The sequence below is a fragment of the Salinisphaera sp. T31B1 genome (assembly GCF_040361275.1).
Classification (GTDB): domain Bacteria; phylum Pseudomonadota; class Gammaproteobacteria; order Nevskiales; family Salinisphaeraceae; genus Salinisphaera.
This window is the reverse complement of the sequence record NZ_APNH01000001.1, coordinates 12,227-30,373: the sequence shown is the minus strand read 5'-3', so window position 1 is coordinate 30,373 and position 18,147 is coordinate 12,227. Positions and strand designations below refer to the sequence as shown.

16 protein-coding genes, 5 tRNA genes and 1 other RNA gene are annotated in these 18,147 nt (G+C 64.6%); 21 read left to right on the top strand and 1 reads right to left on the bottom strand.

Annotation, left to right across the window (positions count from 1 at the left end; genetic code table 11):
- Positions 1-77 precede the first annotated feature (77 nt).
- The 10 genes from T31B1_RS00140 to T31B1_RS00095 all read left to right on the top strand — a co-directional run bounded on the left by T31B1_RS00140 (position 78) and on the right by T31B1_RS00095 (position 11,835).
- Positions 78-1,862 carry a M61 family metallopeptidase gene (locus T31B1_RS00140; RefSeq protein WP_353247429.1) on the top strand — a complete coding sequence of 595 codons (1,785 nt, stop codon included), beginning with the start codon at positions 78-80 and terminating at the stop codon, positions 1,860-1,862.
- Positions 1,843-3,693 (top strand): AMP-dependent synthetase/ligase, encoded by a 1,851-nt coding sequence (locus T31B1_RS00135; protein WP_353247428.1) that lies wholly within the window; start codon positions 1,843-1,845, stop codon positions 3,691-3,693. Before T31B1_RS00140 ends, T31B1_RS00135 begins: the two co-directional genes overlap by 20 nt.
- A gap of 75 nt (positions 3,694-3,768) precedes the next feature.
- Complete coding sequence (gene plsY / locus T31B1_RS00130; protein ID WP_353247427.1) at positions 3,769-4,389, top strand: glycerol-3-phosphate 1-O-acyltransferase PlsY; 621 nt, start codon at positions 3,769-3,771, stop codon at positions 4,387-4,389.
- A complete protein-coding gene (locus T31B1_RS00125) occupies positions 4,386-5,351 on the top strand; it encodes a biotin--[acetyl-CoA-carboxylase] ligase (protein ID WP_353247426.1) in 966 nt (321 codons plus the stop codon). Before plsY ends, T31B1_RS00125 begins: the two co-directional genes overlap by 4 nt.
- A complete protein-coding gene (locus T31B1_RS00120) occupies positions 5,348-6,094 on the top strand; it encodes a type III pantothenate kinase (protein ID WP_353247425.1) in 747 nt (248 codons plus the stop codon). The genes T31B1_RS00125 and T31B1_RS00120 overlap by 4 nt, the downstream gene beginning before the upstream one ends.
- A gap of 45 nt (positions 6,095-6,139) precedes the next feature.
- Positions 6,140-6,215 (top strand) — tRNA-Thr (locus T31B1_RS00115).
- Between the two features lie 319 nt (positions 6,216-6,534).
- A complete protein-coding gene (locus T31B1_RS00110) occupies positions 6,535-6,999 on the top strand; it encodes an NAD(P)H-dependent oxidoreductase subunit E (protein ID WP_353247424.1) in 465 nt (154 codons plus the stop codon).
- Positions 6,996-8,531, top strand: a complete 1,536-nt coding sequence (locus T31B1_RS00105) for an NADH-ubiquinone oxidoreductase-F iron-sulfur binding region domain-containing protein (RefSeq protein ID WP_353247423.1) — start codon at positions 6,996-6,998, stop codon at positions 8,529-8,531. The genes T31B1_RS00110 and T31B1_RS00105 overlap by 4 nt, the downstream gene beginning before the upstream one ends.
- Positions 8,532-8,572: 41 nt before the next feature.
- Complete coding sequence (fdhF, locus tag T31B1_RS00100) at positions 8,573-11,482, top strand: formate dehydrogenase subunit alpha (protein ID WP_353247422.1); 2,910 nt, start codon at positions 8,573-8,575, stop codon at positions 11,480-11,482.
- Between the two features lie 122 nt (positions 11,483-11,604).
- Positions 11,605-11,835 (top strand): formate dehydrogenase subunit delta, encoded by a 231-nt coding sequence (locus tag T31B1_RS00095; RefSeq protein ID WP_353247421.1) that lies wholly within the window; start codon positions 11,605-11,607, stop codon positions 11,833-11,835.
- A 9-nt stretch (positions 11,836-11,844) separates the two neighbouring features.
- On the opposite strand, the gene T31B1_RS00090 is transcribed toward T31B1_RS00095, so the two are convergent.
- On the bottom strand, positions 11,845-12,762 hold the full coding sequence (locus T31B1_RS00090) for a LysR family transcriptional regulator (RefSeq protein WP_353247420.1): 918 nt from the start codon (positions 12,760-12,762) through the stop codon (positions 11,845-11,847).
- A 130-nt stretch (positions 12,763-12,892) separates the two neighbouring features.
- Between T31B1_RS00090 and T31B1_RS00085 the strand changes: the two genes are divergently transcribed.
- From T31B1_RS00085 to rplJ, 11 genes are all read left to right on the top strand, one after another.
- Positions 12,893-12,977, top strand: a tRNA-Tyr gene (locus T31B1_RS00085).
- 46 nt (positions 12,978-13,023) lie between these two features.
- Positions 13,024-13,157, top strand: a non-coding RNA gene (locus T31B1_RS00080) — RtT sRNA.
- 238 nt (positions 13,158-13,395) lie between these two features.
- Positions 13,396-13,469: transfer RNA gene (locus T31B1_RS00075), tRNA-Gly, on the top strand.
- A 32-nt stretch (positions 13,470-13,501) separates the two neighbouring features.
- A tRNA-Thr gene (locus T31B1_RS00070) sits at positions 13,502-13,576 on the top strand.
- A gap of 119 nt (positions 13,577-13,695) precedes the next feature.
- Positions 13,696-14,886, top strand: coding sequence for an elongation factor Tu (gene tuf / locus T31B1_RS00065; RefSeq protein ID WP_353247419.1), 1,191 nt, complete (start codon positions 13,696-13,698; stop codon positions 14,884-14,886).
- A gap of 160 nt (positions 14,887-15,046) precedes the next feature.
- A tRNA-Trp gene (locus T31B1_RS00060) sits at positions 15,047-15,122 on the top strand.
- A gap of 39 nt (positions 15,123-15,161) precedes the next feature.
- On the top strand, positions 15,162-15,536 hold the full coding sequence (gene secE, locus T31B1_RS00055; protein ID WP_353247418.1) for a preprotein translocase subunit SecE: 375 nt from the start codon (positions 15,162-15,164) through the stop codon (positions 15,534-15,536).
- 19 nt (positions 15,537-15,555) lie between these two features.
- A complete protein-coding gene (gene nusG, locus T31B1_RS00050; protein ID WP_353247417.1) occupies positions 15,556-16,089 on the top strand; it encodes a transcription termination/antitermination protein NusG in 534 nt (177 codons plus the stop codon).
- A gap of 114 nt (positions 16,090-16,203) precedes the next feature.
- Complete coding sequence (rplK, locus tag T31B1_RS00045; RefSeq protein WP_353247416.1) at positions 16,204-16,632, top strand: 50S ribosomal protein L11; 429 nt, start codon at positions 16,204-16,206, stop codon at positions 16,630-16,632.
- Positions 16,633-16,635: 3 nt separating this feature from the next.
- On the top strand, positions 16,636-17,334 hold the full coding sequence (gene rplA, locus T31B1_RS00040; protein WP_353247415.1) for a 50S ribosomal protein L1: 699 nt from the start codon (positions 16,636-16,638) through the stop codon (positions 17,332-17,334).
- Positions 17,335-17,606: 272 nt separating this feature from the next.
- The gene (rplJ, locus tag T31B1_RS00035; protein WP_353247414.1) at positions 17,607-18,134 is read left to right on the top strand and encodes a 50S ribosomal protein L10; all 528 of its coding nucleotides are present in this window, start codon (positions 17,607-17,609) and stop codon (positions 18,132-18,134) included.
- Positions 18,135-18,147: the final 13 nt, after the last annotated feature.

Below are 18,147 nucleotides of genomic sequence, written 5' to 3'. Positions count from 1 at the left end.
CCGGTTCTGAATACGGCGTATGTGCACGAGCGATTCCAGCGCGTAGACTTGCGCGGCTTCGTACAGACTTTGACGGCATGGCAACAGTCGAATACACCGTGACGCCCGTGAACGCGGCGGCGCATCGGTTCCGGGTCGAGATGCGCGCAGAGGTGCGCGCTGGCCGGCCGTTGCGTCTGAATCTCGCGACCTGGATTCCCGGCAGCTACGTGATCCGCGATTTCGCCCGCCACCTGCTGTCTATCGAGGCGTACTGCGACGGGGGGGCGGTAGCCGTTGACCCGGTGTCGCGTCAGGCCTGGACGTGCACGCCGTCGGGGACACGGCTGACCGTGATCTGCGAGTTCCATGCCCGCGACGAATCGGTCCGGGCGGCGTTCCTTGACGACCGGCGTGGATTTTTCAATTTCACATCGCTGGCGCTTAGGGCGGAGGCCATGGGCAATGCCCCCTGTGCGGTCACGATCGAGCCGCCGACGGGCATCGACGACTGGCAACTGGTGACCACGCTGGCCGCCGAGTCGGTCGATGCGCGCGGTTTCGGACGCTACGTGGCCGCCAGCTACTGGGATCTGATCGATCATCCCGTAGCCATGGGGCGTGCGATCGAGCGGGTCGATTTCGAGGTGCGCGGGGTGCCCCACGCGTTCGTGCTTCTGGGTCACCACGATGCCGACACCCGTCGTCTGGCTGTCGATCTGGCCGCGGTCTGCGAAGCACAGGCAGCCGTATTCGATGCGTTGCCGGCCGGTCAATACCTGTTCTTCGCGCAGGTCACGCCGAAGGGGTTCGGTGGGCTCGAGCATCGCGAATCGAGCGTGCTTCAGGTCCCGCGCGATGCGCTGCCCAGTGCCGTGGCCGATGCGGCCACGCGCCGCGAGGCCTATGAGACGCTGCTCGGGCTGTGCAGCCACGAATACTTCCATCTCTGGAACGTCAAGCGGATACGTCCGGCCGCGGTCGCGGCAAGCGATCTGGCCGAAGAGGCCTATTTCGACGATCTCTGGGCCTATGAAGGGGTGACGTCCTACTACGACGATCTGGGGCTGGTGCGTGCCGGGCTGCTCAGCGAGCAGGGGTACCTCGACCGGTTGGCCAAACTCGCCACCCGGATCGATCGAACTCCAGGCCGTCACCGTCAGAGTCTGGCGCAATCCAGCTTCGATGCCTGGCTGAAGTTCTATCGTCCCGACGAGAACACGCCCAACGCGGTGGTCAGCTATTACGGCAAGGGTGCCCAGTTGGCGCTGGCGCTGGATCACAAGCTGCGTGTCGAGACCGGCGAGCGCATCACCCTCGACGACGTGATGCGACAGATCTGGCTCGATTACGGTCAGTACGACCGGCCCGTGCCCGAGCACGGCCTGGCGGCGATCGCCGGTCAGCTGAGTGGACTGGCACTGGATGATTTCTTCGAACGTCATCTGCATACCACTGCCGAAGCGCCCTGGGCCGACTGGCTCGCCGACTTCGGCCTCGTCGCCTCGTGCGCGCCCGCCGGCGACGACGCGGCCGTGCTGCTGGGGCGGCTGGGCGTCCGGCTGGGCTCGGAGTTGCTGCCGCGGGTGCAGAACGTGCTGGACGACACGCCCGCCCGGGCCGCGGGCTTGGCGGCAGGCGATCGCCTGGTCGCCTTCGACGAACTGGAAGTCGGGACCGGCCTGGCTGGCCGACTCGCCCGGTATCCGGCCGGGGCGGCGGTTCGCGTGCATCTGTTCCGCGGCGACGAGCTGCTGGTGCGCACTCTCACGCTGGGCGACGCGGCGGCTCCGGTCTGGCAGCTGAGCATCGACGAATCCGCCGACCCGGCGGCCCATGCGCGGCGAGCGCGCTGGTTGCACCATGACGTTTCACAGCCCTGATCACTGGGTCGCACCGGACGCGGCCGATACGCTGTGCGCGCTGTTCGCCGCGCGGGTAGCGGCCAGCCCGGATGCTCCGGCCTATCGATTCTATTCGCCGCGGCGGCACGAGTGGATCGAACTGAGCTGGCGTCAGGCCGGCGACCGCGTAGCGGCCTGGCGCGCGGTGCTGATCGCCCAAGGTATCCGCCACGGCGATCGCGTGGCCATCATGCTGCGCAACAGTCCGGAGTGGCTGTGCGTCGATCAGGCGGTGATGTCGCTGGGAGCGATCACCGTCGGTTTGTTCTGTGCCGATACCCCCGCCGCCAACGCGCGCCTCATCCACCACAGCGGCGCGCGACTGCTGATCGCGGTCAAGGCGCACTGGGTACATCGGATCGTGGCCGCCGACCGTTGTCCCGAGCTGGAGGGCGCTTTGGTGTTCACCGGCGAGCCCGGCGACGAAGCGCGTATCCGCAGTGCGGATACGGCCCTGGCCGCCGCACAGGGGCGGATTGACCACGGCTGCGATGTCGGCGCCGGGGATCTGGCGAGCCTGGTCTATACCTCCGGCTCGTCTGGGCGCGCCAAGGGTGCGATGCTCACCCATGCCAACCTGTTGTCCAACGCGCATGCCTGTGCGGCGGCGCTGCCGATCATCGAAGACGAGCATGCGTTGTCGTATGTGCCGCTTCCGCACAGCTACGAGCGGGTGGTCAACGCCTATCGGGCGATGATCACTGGCGGCACGATCACGTTCTGCCGGCATCCTCGGTTTCTGGGGTTGACGCTGGCGCGTACGCCGGTGACGACACTGGTCGGCGTACCGCGGGTCTATGAACGGTTCTATGTTGAGCTCGGCCGATGGCTGGCGCGTCGACCTCGATGGCTGCAGCGTCTGGTGCGGTTCACCATCGACCTGGGCGAATCGGTGCACGAGCGGCGCCAGGGCCGCACGCGCCGGCATCTGCGGCATCTGCTGTGGCCGATCCTGGAGCGCCTGGTTGCGCGGCGGTGTCTGAGCCTGTTCGGGGCCGATATGCAGGTCGCGATCTCGGGAGCGGCGGCGCTGCCTTACCCGGTGGCACGCACGCTGGTCGGTCTGGGGGTGCCGGTGCTGCAGGGCTACGGGCTGACCGAAGCCGGGCCGGTGGTCAGCGTCAATCGAATCCACGACAACGAACTCGACAGTGTCGGTATCGTGCTCGACGGTGTCGAGACCAAGATCGGACCGGACAATGAGCTGCTGGTGCGCGGGCCGGGCGTGATGCGCGGCTACTGGCGCGACGAACAGGCCACCGACAAGACGATCTCGGCCGGGGGGTGGCTGCATACCGGCGACAAGGTCAGCCGGCTGGACAAGAAGCGGCTGTATCTGACCGGCCGTATGAAGGAGGTCATCGTGATGACCACGGGCGAGAAAGCGTCGCCCGAGCCGATCGAGCAGGCGTTATGCCTGGACGAGCTGGTCGAACGGGCGGTGGTCGTCGGCGAGGCGCGCCCGGTGCTGGCGGCGATCGTGAGCTGTCCGGCCGATGTGCTTGTGCCGGTGATGCGGCGACTGTCACTGGACCCGGCCGCGCCGGCGAGTCTGGCCAGCAGCCGGCTGGAGAACTTCTTCATCGAGCGTTTTGCCCGCCTGCTGGCCGCCTACCCGGCCCATGCACAGATTCGGCGGGTCGCAATCACCACCGACCGCTGGAGCCAGGACAACGGCCTGGTCACGGCCACCGACAAGACCCGGCGCCGGCGCGTGGCGCGCTGTTATGCTCGCGATATCAACCGCCTGTACGGGCGGCGTGCGCCGGGGGAGAAGACCGACGTGTCGCAGAACACGAATCTGGGGTAGGACGAGACACACCGGACGCCTCGGGCCGGGGGTGACCGGCGCCCGGCGTCGGGTCGAAGTTTGCAGGAGAACGGCATGCATACGCTGCTCGTCGCGTTCGTGATTGCGGGCGCTTATCTGATCGGCTCCCTGTCGGGAAGCCTGCTGCTGGCGCGCGCCTTCGGTCAGGCCGATCCGCGTACGCTGGGCAGCGGCAACGCCGGCGCGACCAACGCGTTGCGGACCGGCGGCCGCGGCTTCGGTGGGGCCGTACTGGTGTTCGATCTGGTCAAGGGCATGGTTGCCGGCGGGCTGCTCCCGTTGATTGCGGGTGTTTCCCCGGCGGTGGCACTGGCCTGCGGGGCGGCGGCGGTGATCGGCCATGTCTACCCGGTGTTTTTCGGCTTTCGTGGCGGTAAGGGCGCCGCTACGCTGATCGGTGTCCTGCTCGTGCTCCTGCCCGGCGCACTGCTGGTCGGGTTCGCGGTATGGGTGACTACGCTCGTGGCCAGCGGGTTCGTCGGCCTGGCGACGATGCTCGGCATGCTGGCCGTGGCCTTGGCCGTGCTGGTCGCGCCGGCGGCTACGGTGGCGGCGAAGTGGTTCGTCGTGGCAATGACGGTCGTGATCGTCTACACCCACCGCGAGAACATACGGCGTATGCGGGCGGGCAACGAGAATCGGTTCGCTCGGGCCATGCTGCGGCGGCGTCGATGACCGTCGCGAGCCTGGTGAGGCTGCTGGCCGACGGACAATGGCATGCCGGGCCGGCGCTGGCAGCGCACCTGGGCGTCAGCCGGGCCGCCGTATCGGCGCGGGTCGCCGATCTGCGCGCCATGGGTCTGGATATCTATTCGGTGGCCGGGCGGGGCTATCGGCTGCGGATGCCGATCGAACTGCTCGATGCCACGCGTATCCGGCGTGGGTTGAGCGGCGCCTGCGCTGCCGCACTCGATGAGCTGGTGGTCGCCGAACGGCTGGACTCGACCAACGCGGAACTGGCCCGGCGGCCGGGCGGGGTCACGCGGGCGTGTCTGGCCGAGTACCAGTCGGCTGGACGGGGGCGCGCTCAGCGTGCCTGGGCCTCGCCGTTCGCGGCGAATCTCTATCTGTCGGTGGCGCGTGAGATGCACGCCGCGCCGGCCGCGCTCGGCGCGTTGAGCCTGGCGGTAGGCGCCCGCGTCGCCGAGGCGCTGGAAGCCCTGGGCGCGACCGACATCGCGCTCAAGTGGCCGAACGATCTGTGGGCCGGCGAGCGCAAGCTCGGCGGCATTCTCATAGAACACCGCGGCGAGGTGGGCGGCGGCGCGCGGCTGATCGTCGGTCTGGGCTTGAACGTGGCCATGGAGCCGGCCCAGGCGAGCGCTATCGATCAACCCTGGACGCGGCTGGCCGATCACTGCGAGGTTCTGCCCGAGCGCAATCGCCTGGCCGCGGCGATGCTCGAGGCCGTGCTGACCGCGATGATCGAATTCGAAGCAGATGGCTTTGCGGTGTTCCGTGAGCGCTGGGCGACATACGATCGTGTACGTGACCGGCCGGTGCGCGTCATCGAGGCGCGTGGCGAACGGCAGGGGGTGGCCCGCGGCATCGCCGACGACGGCGCGCTACGGGTCGAGATCGACGGCCAAATGGTTGCGGTCTATTCGGGCGATGTGAGCCTGCGGGTGGCCTCGTGAATCTGCTGGTCGATATCGGCAACACACGGGTGAAATGGGGCCTGGCGCGGGATGGTGTGCTGGCCGATACCGGCGCGATCTGGCGTGAAGGCTCACCGGACTGGACGTCCGCGTTGCCCCAGGCCGATATTCGCGCGATCTATGTCGCCACGGTGGCTCACGACAGCGCGCTCGAAGCGCTGACCGGGTTCGCCCGGCGCTCGGGGCTGGCGCTCCATCGGGTCACCAGCCAGGCCCGCTCGGGTGATCTGGTCAACGGCTATGCCGAGCCCGAGCGTTTGGGCGTCGACCGCTGGATGGCCTGCATCGCCGCACAGGCGCGCGGCCAGGGCACGGTGCTGGTCGCCGATGTCGGCACGGCACTCACCCTCGACTGGGTGGACGCCGACGGCGCGCATGGCGGGGGCCTGATCGCGCCGGGCGTGAACAGCATGCGGGTGGCGCTGCGCCGGGCGACCCAGCTGCGTCCGACGCATACGCCCGACGAGCATGCCTGGTTGGCTCGCGATACCGACAGCGCGATCGCCGCGGGCACGCTGCGCTGCGCGATCGCGTTGCTGGACGCGGCTGCAGCCGAACTCCTCCCCGAGCGGCTGCTGTTGACAGGCGGCGAGGCGACCCTGGTCGCGCCGCGACTGGCTCGGCCCTGGCAAGTCGCCCCCCATCTGGTGCTCGAAGGTCTGGCCGTGCACGCCGAGCGGGCATCGCGGGCTGGCCATGTCGTCGCCGAGCGTTCAGAATAACGCCTCGCGTGCTTCATCTTCATTGCTAGCACGCGCTCCTCAAATGCCGGCGTAGCTCAGTTGGTAGAGCAACTGATTTGTAATCAGTAGGTCGCGGGTTCGACTCCTGTCGCCGGCTCCACTCTTGTTTTTTCGTAGACGGTGCTCCGGTGCCCCGACGGCTGTCGCGTGACGATGGTCGGGCGATGCGGCGCGTTCTCATCCGCCGGCAGCGTACGCCGAGACCCGGCGTGTCTGCAGGATCGCCGGGCGTTGCGATGTGCAGCCACGGTGCACACATTGCCCCGTCAGCATCGTTGCGGTGCACCATAGCCAGCGCCGATCACGTCATCGACGGCGGCGATTTGACAGGGTTTCGACGAAGTGTATTGCTGTGATTCACGGCGTGTTGTCGCGACATGCCCGATTACCGTGCATAACACCGATAAAAGGTCGAAACGATGGCGAGGAGTAACGGCAAGGTCGATCCGCAGGTCGCGGCGATCTGTGCGATCCATGCGGCCAGCAATGGTCCGCTGCTGCCGATTCTGCACGACGTGCAGGCGCATTACGGCCATGTGCCCGATGACGCGATCCAGCAGATTGCCGACGAGCTGAATCTGTCGCGCGCCGAGGTCTATGGCGTGGTGACGTTCTATCACGATTTCCATCGCAAGCCACAGGCGACGCATACCCTCAAGGTCTGTCGTGCCGAGGCATGTCAGTCGGTCGGCGGGCGCGAGGTCTGGTCGGCGGCCAGTACGGCCTCGCAGGCCAACGCCGACGTGGCGCTGGAGGCTGTCTACTGTCTGGGCAACTGTGCCTGCGCGCCGTCTGTCCAGCTGGACGGTCGCACCATCGGGCGCATGAGCCCCGAGCGAGTTGCTGGCTTGTTCAGCGGTCAGCGCGCGGGGGCCCCGTCATGAAATACTTCGTGTCCAAGGACAGTGCGGCGGTTTCCATCGGCGCCGAGGAAACGGCGGCGGCCATCGCACGTGCCGACGGCGCTGAAGTGGTGCGTACCGGCTCACGCGGGTTCTATTGGCTCGAGCCGCTCGTCGAGATCGAGCACGAAGGCCGTCGTGTCGGCTTCGGCCCGGTCCAGGCCGACGAGGCAGGTGCAGTGCTTACTGCCGTCGAAGCCGGCGACTTCGAGTCGCATACGGCCTATGTGGGCGACATCGATACGCTGTTGCGCGAGCAGGGTCAGCGCCGTTTGACGTTCGCCCGCTGCGGCGTGATCGACCCGCTGGACTGGCCGGCGTTCGTGGCGCATGGCGGATCGGCGGGGCTGCGTGCCGCGCTGGCCAACAGCGGTCAGGCGATCGTGGATTCGGTCAAGGAGTCCAGCCTGCGCGGACGCGGTGGCGCCGGCTTCCCCACCGGTATCAAGTGGCAGACGGTGCACGATGCGCCGGGCTCGCCCAAATATGTCGTATGCAACGCCGACGAGGGTGACTCGGGCACCTATGCCGATCGCATGATCATGGAAGGCGACCCATTCACCCTGTTCGAGGGTATGGCGATAGCGGGTATCGCGGTGGGCGCCGAGCACGGCTATATCTATCTGCGCTCGGAGTATCCCGACGCCGAACGCACGCTCAGGGCTGCGCTCGAAGTCGCGCGTGCCGAGGGCATGCTCGGCGACGATGTGTTCGGCTCCGGCAAGGCGTTCGATATACAGGTGCGTATCGGCGCCGGCGCATATATCTGCGGGGAGGAGACCTCGCTGCTGGAATCGCTGGAGGGCAAGCGTGGGTTGGTGCGCTTCAAACCGCCGTTGCCGGCCATTCAGGGATTCATGGGCCAGCCCACGGTCATCAACAACGTCATCACGCTGTCCAGCGTCCCGGCCATCATGGCTCAGGGCGCGGCCAATTATCAGGATCTGGGCATCAACAAGTCGCGCGGGACGCTGACCATTCAGCTCTGCGGCAATGTAGCCAGGCCCGGGCTCTACGAAATGCCGTTCGGCGTGACGCTCGATCATCTGATCAACGCGATCGGCGGCGGCACGGCCAGTGGTCGTCCGGTGCGTGCAGTTCAGGTCGGCGGGCCGTTGGGCGCCTATGTGCCCGTGGCCCATCTGGATACGGAGCTGGGCTATGAAGAGATGGCCGAGGTCAAGGCGATGATCGGCCATGGCGGCGTTGTGGTCTTCGACGATACGGTCGATATGGCCCAGCAGGCGCGTTTCGCCATGGAGTTCTGCGATATCGAATCCTGTGGTAAGTGCACGCCCTGTCGCGTGGGTTCGGTGCGCGCACAGGAAGTCATCGATCGCATCATCGAAGCCCGTGATACCGATGCCGATATCGCGCTGTTGCGCGAGCTGTGCGACACCATGATCAACGGTTCGCTGTGCGCGCACGGCGGCATGGCGCCGTTCCCCGTGCTCTCGGCGCTCAACCATTTCCCGCAGGATTTCGGCGTGGCCGAGCCCGCCGTCACCGCCTAGCGTCAACCGCTCGGCCATAACGACACGAACAGGAGGTCGCCATGGCATCTGTGAATCCGATCAACTACGGCACGCCCGAGCGCGCGTCCGATACCCAGATCACGCTTGAGATCGACGGCCAGTCGGTGACCGTGCCCGAGGGCACTTCGGTCATGCGGGCCGCCATCGAGTCCGGGATCGATGTGCCCAAGCTCTGTGCTTCGGACATGCTTGAACCGTTTGGCTCATGTCGGTTGTGTCTGGTGGAGATCGACGGCCGCAAGGGCTACCCGGCATCGTGCACCACCCAGGTCGCCGAGGGCATGAAGGTCGCCACTCAGACCGACAAGCTCAACCAGATTCGCCGCGGCGTGATCGAGCTCTACATGTCGGATCATGCTGGGTCGACCAAGACGCCGGATGACGGCGTGGGTGACGACGAATTGCTGGGGCTTGCCCGCGATCTCGGGGTCACCGAGAACCGCTACGGCAAGAACGGTCGAAACCATCAGGGCGCGGTCGTCGACGATTCCAATCCCTACTTCGATTTCGACGCCAGCCGCTGCATTGTGTGCTCGCGCTGTGTGCGGGCCTGCAACGAAACCCAGGGCACCTTCGCGCTCACCGTGGACGGCCGCGGCTTCGCTTCGATGATCAGCGCAGGTACCGACAGCGACAACTTCCTGGATTCGGAATGCGTGTCCTGCGGCGCGTGTGTGCAGGCCTGTCCGACCGAGGCGCTGGTCGAGAAGGATGTCATCGAGAAAGGCGTGCCCGATCGGTCGGTCACTACGACCTGTGCCTACTGCGGCGTAGGCTGTTCGTTCAACGCCGAGCTCAAGGGCGATGATGTCGTTCGCATGGTCCCGGCCAAGGAAGGCAAGGCAAACCAGGGCCATTCCTGTGTCAAGGGTCGTTTCGCCTGGGGCTATACCAACCATCCGGATCGCATCACCAAGCCCATGATCCGAGAACGGATCACCGATCCCTGGCGGGAGGTCAGCTGGGATGAGGCGATCGGTTTCTCGGTCGACAAGATCAATGCGATCCGCGACGAGTACGGGCGCGGGGCACTGGGCGCCATCACCTCGTCGCGGTGCACGAACGAAGAGACATATCTGGTCCAGAAGCTGGCACGGGCCGTGTTCCGGACCAACAACGTCGACACCTGCGCCCGGGTCTGTCACTCGCCGACCGGCTACGGGTTGAATTCCACCTTCGGCACGTCGGCCGGCACCCAGGATTTCGTGTCTGTCGAGCAATGCGACGTGATCCTGGTGATTGGCGCCAACCCCACCGATGCGCATCCGGTGTTCGGCTCGCAGATGAAACGCCGTCTGCGGGAAGGCGCACGCCTGATCGTCGTCGATCCACGTGCGATCGATCTGGTGCGGTCACCGCATGTCCAGGCCGACTATCACCTGCAGCTCAAGCCCGGCACGAACGTCGCGCTGGTCAATGCCATGGCGCATACCATTCTCAGTGAAGGGTTGGAGAACCGCGTATTCGTCGAGCAGCGCTGCGATATCGACGAGTACGAGGGCTGGCGCGAGTTCATCCTGCGCGAAGAGAACAGCCCAGAGAACACCGAGCAGTATACGGGCGTGCCCGCATCGATTCTGCGCGAAGCCGCTCGGCTTTACGCCACCGGCGGCAACGGTGCGATCTACTACGGCTTGGGCGTGACCGAGCACAGCCAGGGTTCGACCATGGTGATGGGCATGGCCAATCTGGCGATGGCCACCGGCAACATCGGCCGTCCCGGCATGGGTGTGAACCCGCTGCGCGGTCAGAACAACGTGCAGGGCTCCTGCGACATGGGCTCGTTCCCGCACGAACTGCCCGGCTATCGGCATGTCTCCGACCAGAGCGTTCGAGATATCTACGAGGCGGAGTGGGGCGTGGCCATCGATGCGGAGCCGGGGCTGCGCATCCCCAACATGATCGACGCCGCCACCGACGGCACGTTCAAGGCGCTGTATGTACAGGGCGAGGATATTCTCCAGTCCGATCCCAACATCAAGCATATCGCCGCGGGCCTGGCGGCCATGGAATGCGTGATCATTCAGGATATTTTTCTGAACGAAACCGCCAGCTACGCTCATGTGTTCCTGCCGGGCTCAACGTTCCTTGAAAAGGACGGCACGTTCACCAACGCCGAGCGGCGTATCAATCGGGTGCGCAAGATCAAGACCGCACCCGCCGGCTATGCCGACTGGGAGATCACCCAGTTGCTGGCCCAGGGGCTGGGTTATCCCATGAATTACAGCCATCCGTCCGAGATCATGGATGAGATCGCACGCACCACCCCGACCTTCAAGGGTGTGAACTTCGACAAGATCGACGCACTGGGCAGCGTGCAATGGCCGTGCAACGACGACAACCCGGAAGGTACGCCGGTGATGCACGTGGACAATTTTGTGCGCGGGAAGGGCAAATTCATGCTCACGCCGTTCCAGCCGACCGAGGAGCGCGCGAACCGCCGTTTCCCGCTGCTGTTGACCACGGGTCGCATCCTGTCTCAGTACAACGTGGGTGCCCAGACCCGACGGACCGCCAATCGTTTGTGGCATGCCGAAGACTGGCTTGAGATCCATCCATCCGACGCCGAACTGCGAGGGATCAAGGACGCCACCCTCGTGGCGGTCGCCTCGCGTATGGGTGAAACCACTCTGCGTGCCAAGGTCAGCGAGCGCATGACGCCGGGCGTGGTCTATACCACCTTCCATTTTCCGGAGACCGCGGCCAACGTCGTGACCACCGAATTCTCCGACTGGGCCACCGAATGCCCGGAGTACAAGGTCACGGCCGTTGAAGTGCGCCCGTGCAACACGTTGTCCGAGTGGCAGCAGCGTTATCTGGACACGCGTGAACGCCAGCAGCAGATCGAGGGCGATCAGCCGGTACGCGACCCGGACAGCGTCGCGGCCGGCGTGGGCGCAGGCGACTCGGATTGGGAGCCAGCCGAGTAGCGCCAGCGCGCCCTCGGCGCGCGGCGCGGCGTCGCGTTCGGTGGCGTCGCGCCGGCGGCGGGCTTTGGTGGATTTTTCCGGGGCCGACGCAGGGTCTTTCGCAGTACACGAGGAGCTTATCGATGGATGACGACAAAATGGTGCGTCAGGCCAACCAGATCGCCGACTATTTCAAGGTTTATCCGCAGCAGCGGGCTGAGGAGGGCGTGGAAGGCCATATCCGCAAATTCTGGGAGCCGCGCATGAAGGCTCAGTTGCTGGCCTACGCAGCGGCCGGCGGCGAAGGCTTGCATCCACTGGTCCTTGCGGCGATCGACTCGATCCGGTCGAGCCAGACGGGCGAACCGGCCTGACGGCAGAGATCACTCGCGCGCGCCGCAACGCGGGGTCAATGGAAACGGCTCGCTATCGCGACACAACTCGAATAGCGCCGATACCAGCGGCGACAGCGGCTCGCGTGCCAGGGTAACCAGCCCGACGCGATACGACGGCTCGGTGTTTTCGAGGTCCACCGCGCGGATCGAGGCGTCGGGGCCCAGCAGTTCGCTGAAGTAGGCGGGCAGGATGCTGCACAGGCCGGCGAACTTGATATGGGCCCAGACATTGATGATCGAATCCGTTTCCACCGGCACCACGGGCAGGCGTTGCGCCAGTTCGAACGCATGGTCGATGATCCGGCGGTTCTGCATGTTTGGGGTGAGCAGGCATAGCGGCTCGCCAGCCGCCTCATGCCAGCCGATCGTCTCGCGTGCGCGCCAGGGGTGTGTGTCGGGCACGAACAGGCAATAGCGCTCGATATACAGCTCGGCGGTGTGCATGTGCCGTACGGGCTCGTTGTCGAGATAGGTGATGCCGGCATCCAGCTGGAACTCCTGGATCTCGCGCAGGATCTCGTCCGACGTGCGGGAGTAAACCGAAAACGTCACATCCGGATAGCGCTCGCGCATCTGGCTGGTCAGGCTGACCGCCATGGGCAGCGCCGAAGGCACGACCCCGAGTGCCAGGCGGCCGGCCAGGCCGCCTTTCAATGCGGTGAGCTCTTCTTCCATGGCCGAGCAGTCGCGCAGGATCGCCTGTGCCCACTGCAGCACGCGATGCCCTTCGCGGGTTAGATCGTGATAGCGCTGGCCACGCTCGACGATCGGAACGCCGAGCTCCTGTTCGAGCTGGCGTATGCGCCCGGACAGCGTGGGCTGCGTGACATGACAGCGCTCGGCGGCGCGGGTGAAGTGGCGTTCCTCGGCGAGCGCCACAAGATACTGTAATTGCTTGATGTCCATGGCGCCTTCTCTTGGGCGTTCGTGACGGGCGGGTCGGTTGTAGTCATGATACGGGCATCCGCAACCTTGCGGTTGTCGATTAGCGGTTGACATTCGGCCCGTGATTCCCAACAATGCGCGGCTCGATTGTGGAGGGATACCCAAGCGGTCAAAGGGAACAGACTGTAAATCTGTCGGCTCAGCCTTCGGAGGTTCGAATCCTCCTCCCTCCACCATTTGATACATCGCAGCAGGAAGATAAGGACTGGTGGTCGCGGCGAGTGAAAAGCCGGACCGAGGAGGGTTCGAACCGATAGAGGTTCGACGAGGGCGCGAAGCGACCGAGAAGGGTCGCGGTACGCGACCGGCCCGCAGGGTGAGACGCGAAGCGTCGAATAATCCTCCTCCCTCCACCATAAAATCTGAAACTCGCAAGATTCGAGCGGCTTCATCAGGCGGTTTTGAGTACGTGAGGGTTGTAGGAGGTGTCCGAGCCGACAGGGGTTCGACGAGGCGGCAGCGCCGAATGATCCTCCTCCCTGGAGCGTTCTCGTGAGCGGCTTTGCATAGGCACGGTTTTGCGGGTGCATCGCCACCCCAGGCAGCGCTCTTCGAGGCAGCGCCGGGTGTGGCGAGAATTAAGCGGTTGACAGCGCGGGCGTAGTTCAATGGTAGAACCTCAGCCTTCCAAGCTGATGATGCCGGTTCGATCCCGGTCGCCCGCTCCAGTTTGCGCATCGCGATGCGCTTGACGATTTAGGCCCATGTAGCTCAGCGGTAGAGCACTTCCTTGGTAAGGAAGAGGTCACCGGTTCAAGTCCGGTCATGGGCTCCACTATTCGCCGATCGAAAGGTCGGCGTCGCGGTCGAACATGCCGAGGCCGCGGGCGAAGAGGCGTAGCGTGCGATGCGCGCGGCTCGATAATCCACGGCAACCAAGACGAAAGGCGAGCAATGTCCAAATCCAAATTCGAGCGTAACAAGCCGCACGTAAACGTCGGCACGATTGGTCACGTCGACCATGGCAAGACGACTTTGACGGCCGCGTTGACGGTGGTCTCGAACCGTTTGTTCGGTTCGGAGCTGTCGGCGTTCGACATGATCGACAAGGCGCCGGAAGAGAAGGCGCGTGGTATCACGATTTCGACGTCGCACGTCGAATACGAAAGTGAAGCGCGTCACTACGCGCACGTGGACTGCCCGGGTCACGCCGACTACGTCAAGAACATGATCACGGGTGCCGCCCAGATGGACGGCGCGATCCTGGTGGTGAGTGCCGCCGACGGCCCGATGCCCCAGACCCGAGAGCACATCCTGCTTTCGCGTCAGGTCGGTGTTCCGCATATCGTCGTGTTCCTGAACAAGGCCGACATGGTCGATGACGAAGAGCTGCTCGAGCTGGTGGAAATGGAAGTGCGCGAGCTGCTCGACGCCTACGAGTTCCCCGGCGACGACACGCCGGTGATCATCGGCAGCGCGCTCAAGGCACTGGAAGGCGACGAAGGCGAATTCGGCACGGAAGCCATCGCCAAGCTCGTGCGCGCCATGGACGAATTCATTCCGGAGCCCGAGCGTGCCGTGGACGGCGCGTTCCTGATGCCGGTCGAAGACGTGTTCTCGATCTCCGGTCGTGGCACGGTGGCCACCGGCCGTGTGGAGCGCGGCATCGTCAACGTCGGCGACGAGATCGAGATCGTGGGCATCAACCCCACGACCAAGACCACCGTCACGGGCGTCGAAATGTTCCGTCGTCTGCTCGACCAGGGTCAGGCCGGCGACAACATCGGCGTGCTGCTGCGCGGCACCAAGCGCGAAGACATCGAGCGCGGTCAGGTGCTGGCCAAGCCGGGCAGCATCACCCCGCACACCAAGTTCGAGTGCGAAGTGTACGTGCTGAAGAAAGAAGAAGGCGGCCGTCACACGCCGTTCTTCAAGGGCTACCGCCCGCAGTTCTACTTCCGCACCACGGACGTCACGGGCGCCTGTGAGCTGCCGGCGGACACCGAGATGGTGATGCCGGGTGACAACGTCACGATGAATGTGGAGCTGATCCACCCGATCGCGATGGAAGAAGGCCTGCGCTTCGCCATTCGTGAAGGCGGCCGCACCGTCGGTGCCGGCGTCGTTACCAAGATCACGGCATAGAATCGTAGCGGGTCCGATCGGGCCGCAGGCGTCATCGGCACAGCCGATGACGCCTGCGGCCTTGTCGTCTGCGACACATGGGTGTCGCACGCAGTTGTCAAACGGCAAATCTGTGATAACATCCGCCGTCCTTTTTCGCGGGCGATAAAGTTTCGCGCTTAGGCCAGTAGCTCAATTGGCAGAGCAGCGGTCTCCAAAACCGCAGGTTGGGGGTTCGAGTCCCTCCTGGCCTGCCACGCGAAGCGAAATCGTTCCTTTTTTCGGTCGAATCGTCGATGGCAACCCAAGAACAACGTACGAGTTCAGTGCTCGATACGGCGCTGCTATGGCTCGCCATTGCCGTGCTGCTGGCAAGCATGGTCGGCTACTACTACTTCACCGCGCACACCGACGTGGTGCGCGTGCTGGGTCTGCTGGGCGGCGTCGTGGTGGCGGTGCTCATCGCGTTGCAGACCGCTGTCGGCAAATCGGCGTGGTCCTACTGTCTGGGCGCGCGCACCGAGATGCGTCGCATGGTCTGGCCGACGCGGCGCGAAACCGTGCAGACAACGCTCATGGTCGTGGTGGTCGTGCTGATTCTGGCGATCTTCATCTGGGCGCTTGATATCGTGCTGGCATGGGCTGTCACTTTGCTTACCGGTCGCGTCTAGGCGCGCAAGGCAGAAACTTATGGCCAAGCATTGGTATGTGGTTCACGCCTTCTCGCAGTACGAGAAGAAGGTGCGCGACTCTCTCAAGGAGCACGCTGCCCGCCACGGCATGGAAGACTACTTCGGCGACATTCTCGTGCCGACCGAAGAGGTCGTCGAGATCAAGGACGGCCAGCGCCGGACGACTGAACGCAAGTTCTTCCCCGGATATGTGCTCGTGCACATGGAGATGAACGACGACACCTGGCATCTGGTCAAGGGCGTGCCGCGCGTGCTCGGCTTCATCGGCGGAACGGCTGACCGGCCGGCGCCGATCTCCGATGCCGAGGCCGACCAGATTCTCAATCGGGTCGAGGAATCTGTCGAAAAGCCGCGGCCCAAGACCGTGTTCGAGCCCGGCCAGGAAGTGCGCGTCATCGACGGCCCGTTCGCCGATTTCAACGGCGTGGTCGAGGAAGTCAACTACGAGAAGAACCGTCTGCGCGTGGCGGTCACGATCTTCGGGCGTTCGACGCCCGTCGACCTGGAGTTCGATCAGGTCGAGAAAAGCTAGCGTCGCGTCAGCGCGTTGCATGTGTGCCGTTGTCCGTCGTGCGGCGGGTAGCGATTTCAATCATCACAGGGAGCCCGGGTCAGGCCCGCGGCGTCAGAACCTGAAGGAGTAGTCATGGCTAAGAAGATTGCAGGCTATATCAAGCTGCAGATCCCGGCCGGCAAGGCCAATCCGAGCCCGCCCGTGGGTCCGGCCCTGGGTCAGCACGGCGTCAACATCATGGAGTTCTGCAAGGCGTTCAACGCCGAGACGCAGGACATGGAGCCGGGTCTGCCGACGCCGGTGGTGATCACCGTGTTCTCAGACCGCAGCTTCTCGTTCATCAAGAAGACCCCGCCGGCGGCGATCCTTCTCAAGAAGGCCGCGAACATCAAGTCCGGCGCGGCCGATCCGCTGCGAGACAAGGTCGGTACCGTGACCCGTGCGCAGGTCGAAGAGATCGCCGAGACCAAATGGCCGGATCTCAATGCGGCCGATATGGACGCAGCGGTCCGCATCATTTCCGGCAGTGCCCGTTCCATGGGCATCAAGGTGGAGGGCTAAGTCATGGCGAAAATGTCCAAGCGCAAGGCGGCCATCCGCGAGCAGATCGACCCGGTCAAGGTATATCCGGTCGAGGAGGCGCTCGAACTGCTGAAGAAGCTGGCCAGCGCGAAGTTCCAGGAGTCGGTCGAAGTTGCCGTCAACCTGGGCGTGAACGCGCGCAAATCGGATCAGAACGTTCGCGGTTCGACCGTCATGCCCAATGGCACCGGCAAGAGCGTGCGTGTCGCCGTGTTCACCCAGGGTGAAAACGCCGACAAGGCAACCGCCGCCGGTGCCGACGTCGTGGGTCTGAACGACCTGGCCGAGCAGGTCCAGGCTGGTGAGATCAATTTCGACGTGGTCGTGGCCACGCCGGATGCTATGCCCGTCGTGGGCCGTCTGGGTCAGATTCTGGGTCCGAAAGGCCTGATGCCGAACCCGAAGACAGGCACGGTCACAGCCGATGTCGAAACCGCAGTGCGCAATGCCAAGGCGGGTCAGGTGCAGTACCGTACCGACAAGGCCGGCATCATTCATTGTGCGATCGGCAAGACGAGCTTCGACAACCAGGCGTTGATCGAGAATCTGAATGCGCTGATCGCAGATCTGAAAAAGGCCAAGCCGGCCAACGCCAAGGGTGTGTATTTCAAGAAAGTGTCGCTGTCGACCACCATGGGTCCGGGCCTTGCCGTGGATCCGGGTGCGACTACTGCGGCATAAGCCACATTTGCCGGCGCGTCGTAGGCGTGCCGGCGTGGCAACCGAGTTCTTTGCAGCGCAGTCAGCTCCATTAGGTGGCTGCGTCGTCAAAGACCGTTAGGCGGGCCGAAGGTTTCGGCCCTTAAAGGCGACGACGCCAGCCTACGCAGATGACGTAAGCCGTTCGATCCGGTTCGCCGGCGAGAGCGGCAGTCGTCGAGAAAGGGTTCGTTCCGGCGAGCCCGATCAATCCTCCGGCAGATTGTCTGTCGGTATGTCTAGGAGTGATGACTATGGCCATGAGTTTTCAAGCCAAGCAGGCCATGGTGGCAGAAGTCAGTGACGTGGCGACGCGCGCGCATTCCGCAGTGCTTGCGGAATACCGCGGTCTCACGGCCGGTCAGATGGATGCCCTTCGCGTGAACGCCCGCCAGGGCGGAGCGTATTTGAAGGTCATCAAGAACAATCTGGCCAAGCTGGCATTGAAGGGCACGGACTACGAATGCATGAGCGATGCGTTCGTCGGGCCGGTGATTCTGGGGTTCTCTCTGGAAGATCCGGGTTCGGCGGCACGTGTGGTCAGCGAATTTCGCAAGTCCAACGACGCCCTTAAGGTTACGGCGATTTCGTTCAACGGGCAGCTGCTGCCCGGCGAGCAGCTCGATCGCCTGGCCAAGCTGCCGACTCGTGACGAGGCGCTGGCTCAGCTGATGCGTGCCATGAAGGCACCCATCGAGAAGCTGACCCGCACCACCCGCGAGCCGGTCGCCAAACTCAGCCGTACCGTGGCCGCAGTCCGCGACGAAAAGCAGGCTGCTTGAAGTATTTGAATCG

Bases quoted from the DNA above. Each gene is read 5' to 3' on its own strand.
- fdhF (WP_353247422.1), top strand. From the start codon at position 8,573: ATGGCATCTGTGAATCCGATCAACTACGGCACGCCCGAGCGCGCGTCC.
- rplA (WP_353247415.1), top strand. From the start codon at position 16,636: ATGGCGAAAATGTCCAAGCGCAAGGCGGCCATCCGCGAGCAGATCGAC.
- tuf (WP_353247419.1), top strand. From the start codon at position 13,696: ATGTCCAAATCCAAATTCGAGCGTAACAAGCCGCACGTAAACGTCGGC.
- secE (WP_353247418.1), top strand. From the start codon at position 15,162: ATGGCAACCCAAGAACAACGTACGAGTTCAGTGCTCGATACGGCGCTG.
- T31B1_RS00135 (WP_353247428.1), top strand. From the start codon at position 1,843: ATGACGTTTCACAGCCCTGATCACTGGGTCGCACCGGACGCGGCCGAT.
- rplJ (WP_353247414.1), top strand. From the start codon at position 17,607: ATGGCCATGAGTTTTCAAGCCAAGCAGGCCATGGTGGCAGAAGTCAGT.
- rplK (WP_353247416.1), top strand. From the start codon at position 16,204: ATGGCTAAGAAGATTGCAGGCTATATCAAGCTGCAGATCCCGGCCGGC.
- T31B1_RS00140 (WP_353247429.1), top strand. From the start codon at position 78: ATGGCAACAGTCGAATACACCGTGACGCCCGTGAACGCGGCGGCGCAT.
- nusG (WP_353247417.1), top strand. From the start codon at position 15,556: ATGGCCAAGCATTGGTATGTGGTTCACGCCTTCTCGCAGTACGAGAAG.
- T31B1_RS00105 (WP_353247423.1), top strand. From the start codon at position 6,996: ATGAAATACTTCGTGTCCAAGGACAGTGCGGCGGTTTCCATCGGCGCC.
- T31B1_RS00095 (WP_353247421.1), top strand. From the start codon at position 11,605: ATGGATGACGACAAAATGGTGCGTCAGGCCAACCAGATCGCCGACTAT.
- T31B1_RS00125 (WP_353247426.1), top strand. From the start codon at position 4,386: ATGACCGTCGCGAGCCTGGTGAGGCTGCTGGCCGACGGACAATGGCAT.
- T31B1_RS00110 (WP_353247424.1), top strand. From the start codon at position 6,535: ATGGCGAGGAGTAACGGCAAGGTCGATCCGCAGGTCGCGGCGATCTGT.
- plsY (WP_353247427.1), top strand. From the start codon at position 3,769: ATGCATACGCTGCTCGTCGCGTTCGTGATTGCGGGCGCTTATCTGATC.
- T31B1_RS00090 (WP_353247420.1), bottom strand. From the start codon at position 12,762: ATGGACATCAAGCAATTACAGTATCTTGTGGCGCTCGCCGAGGAACGC.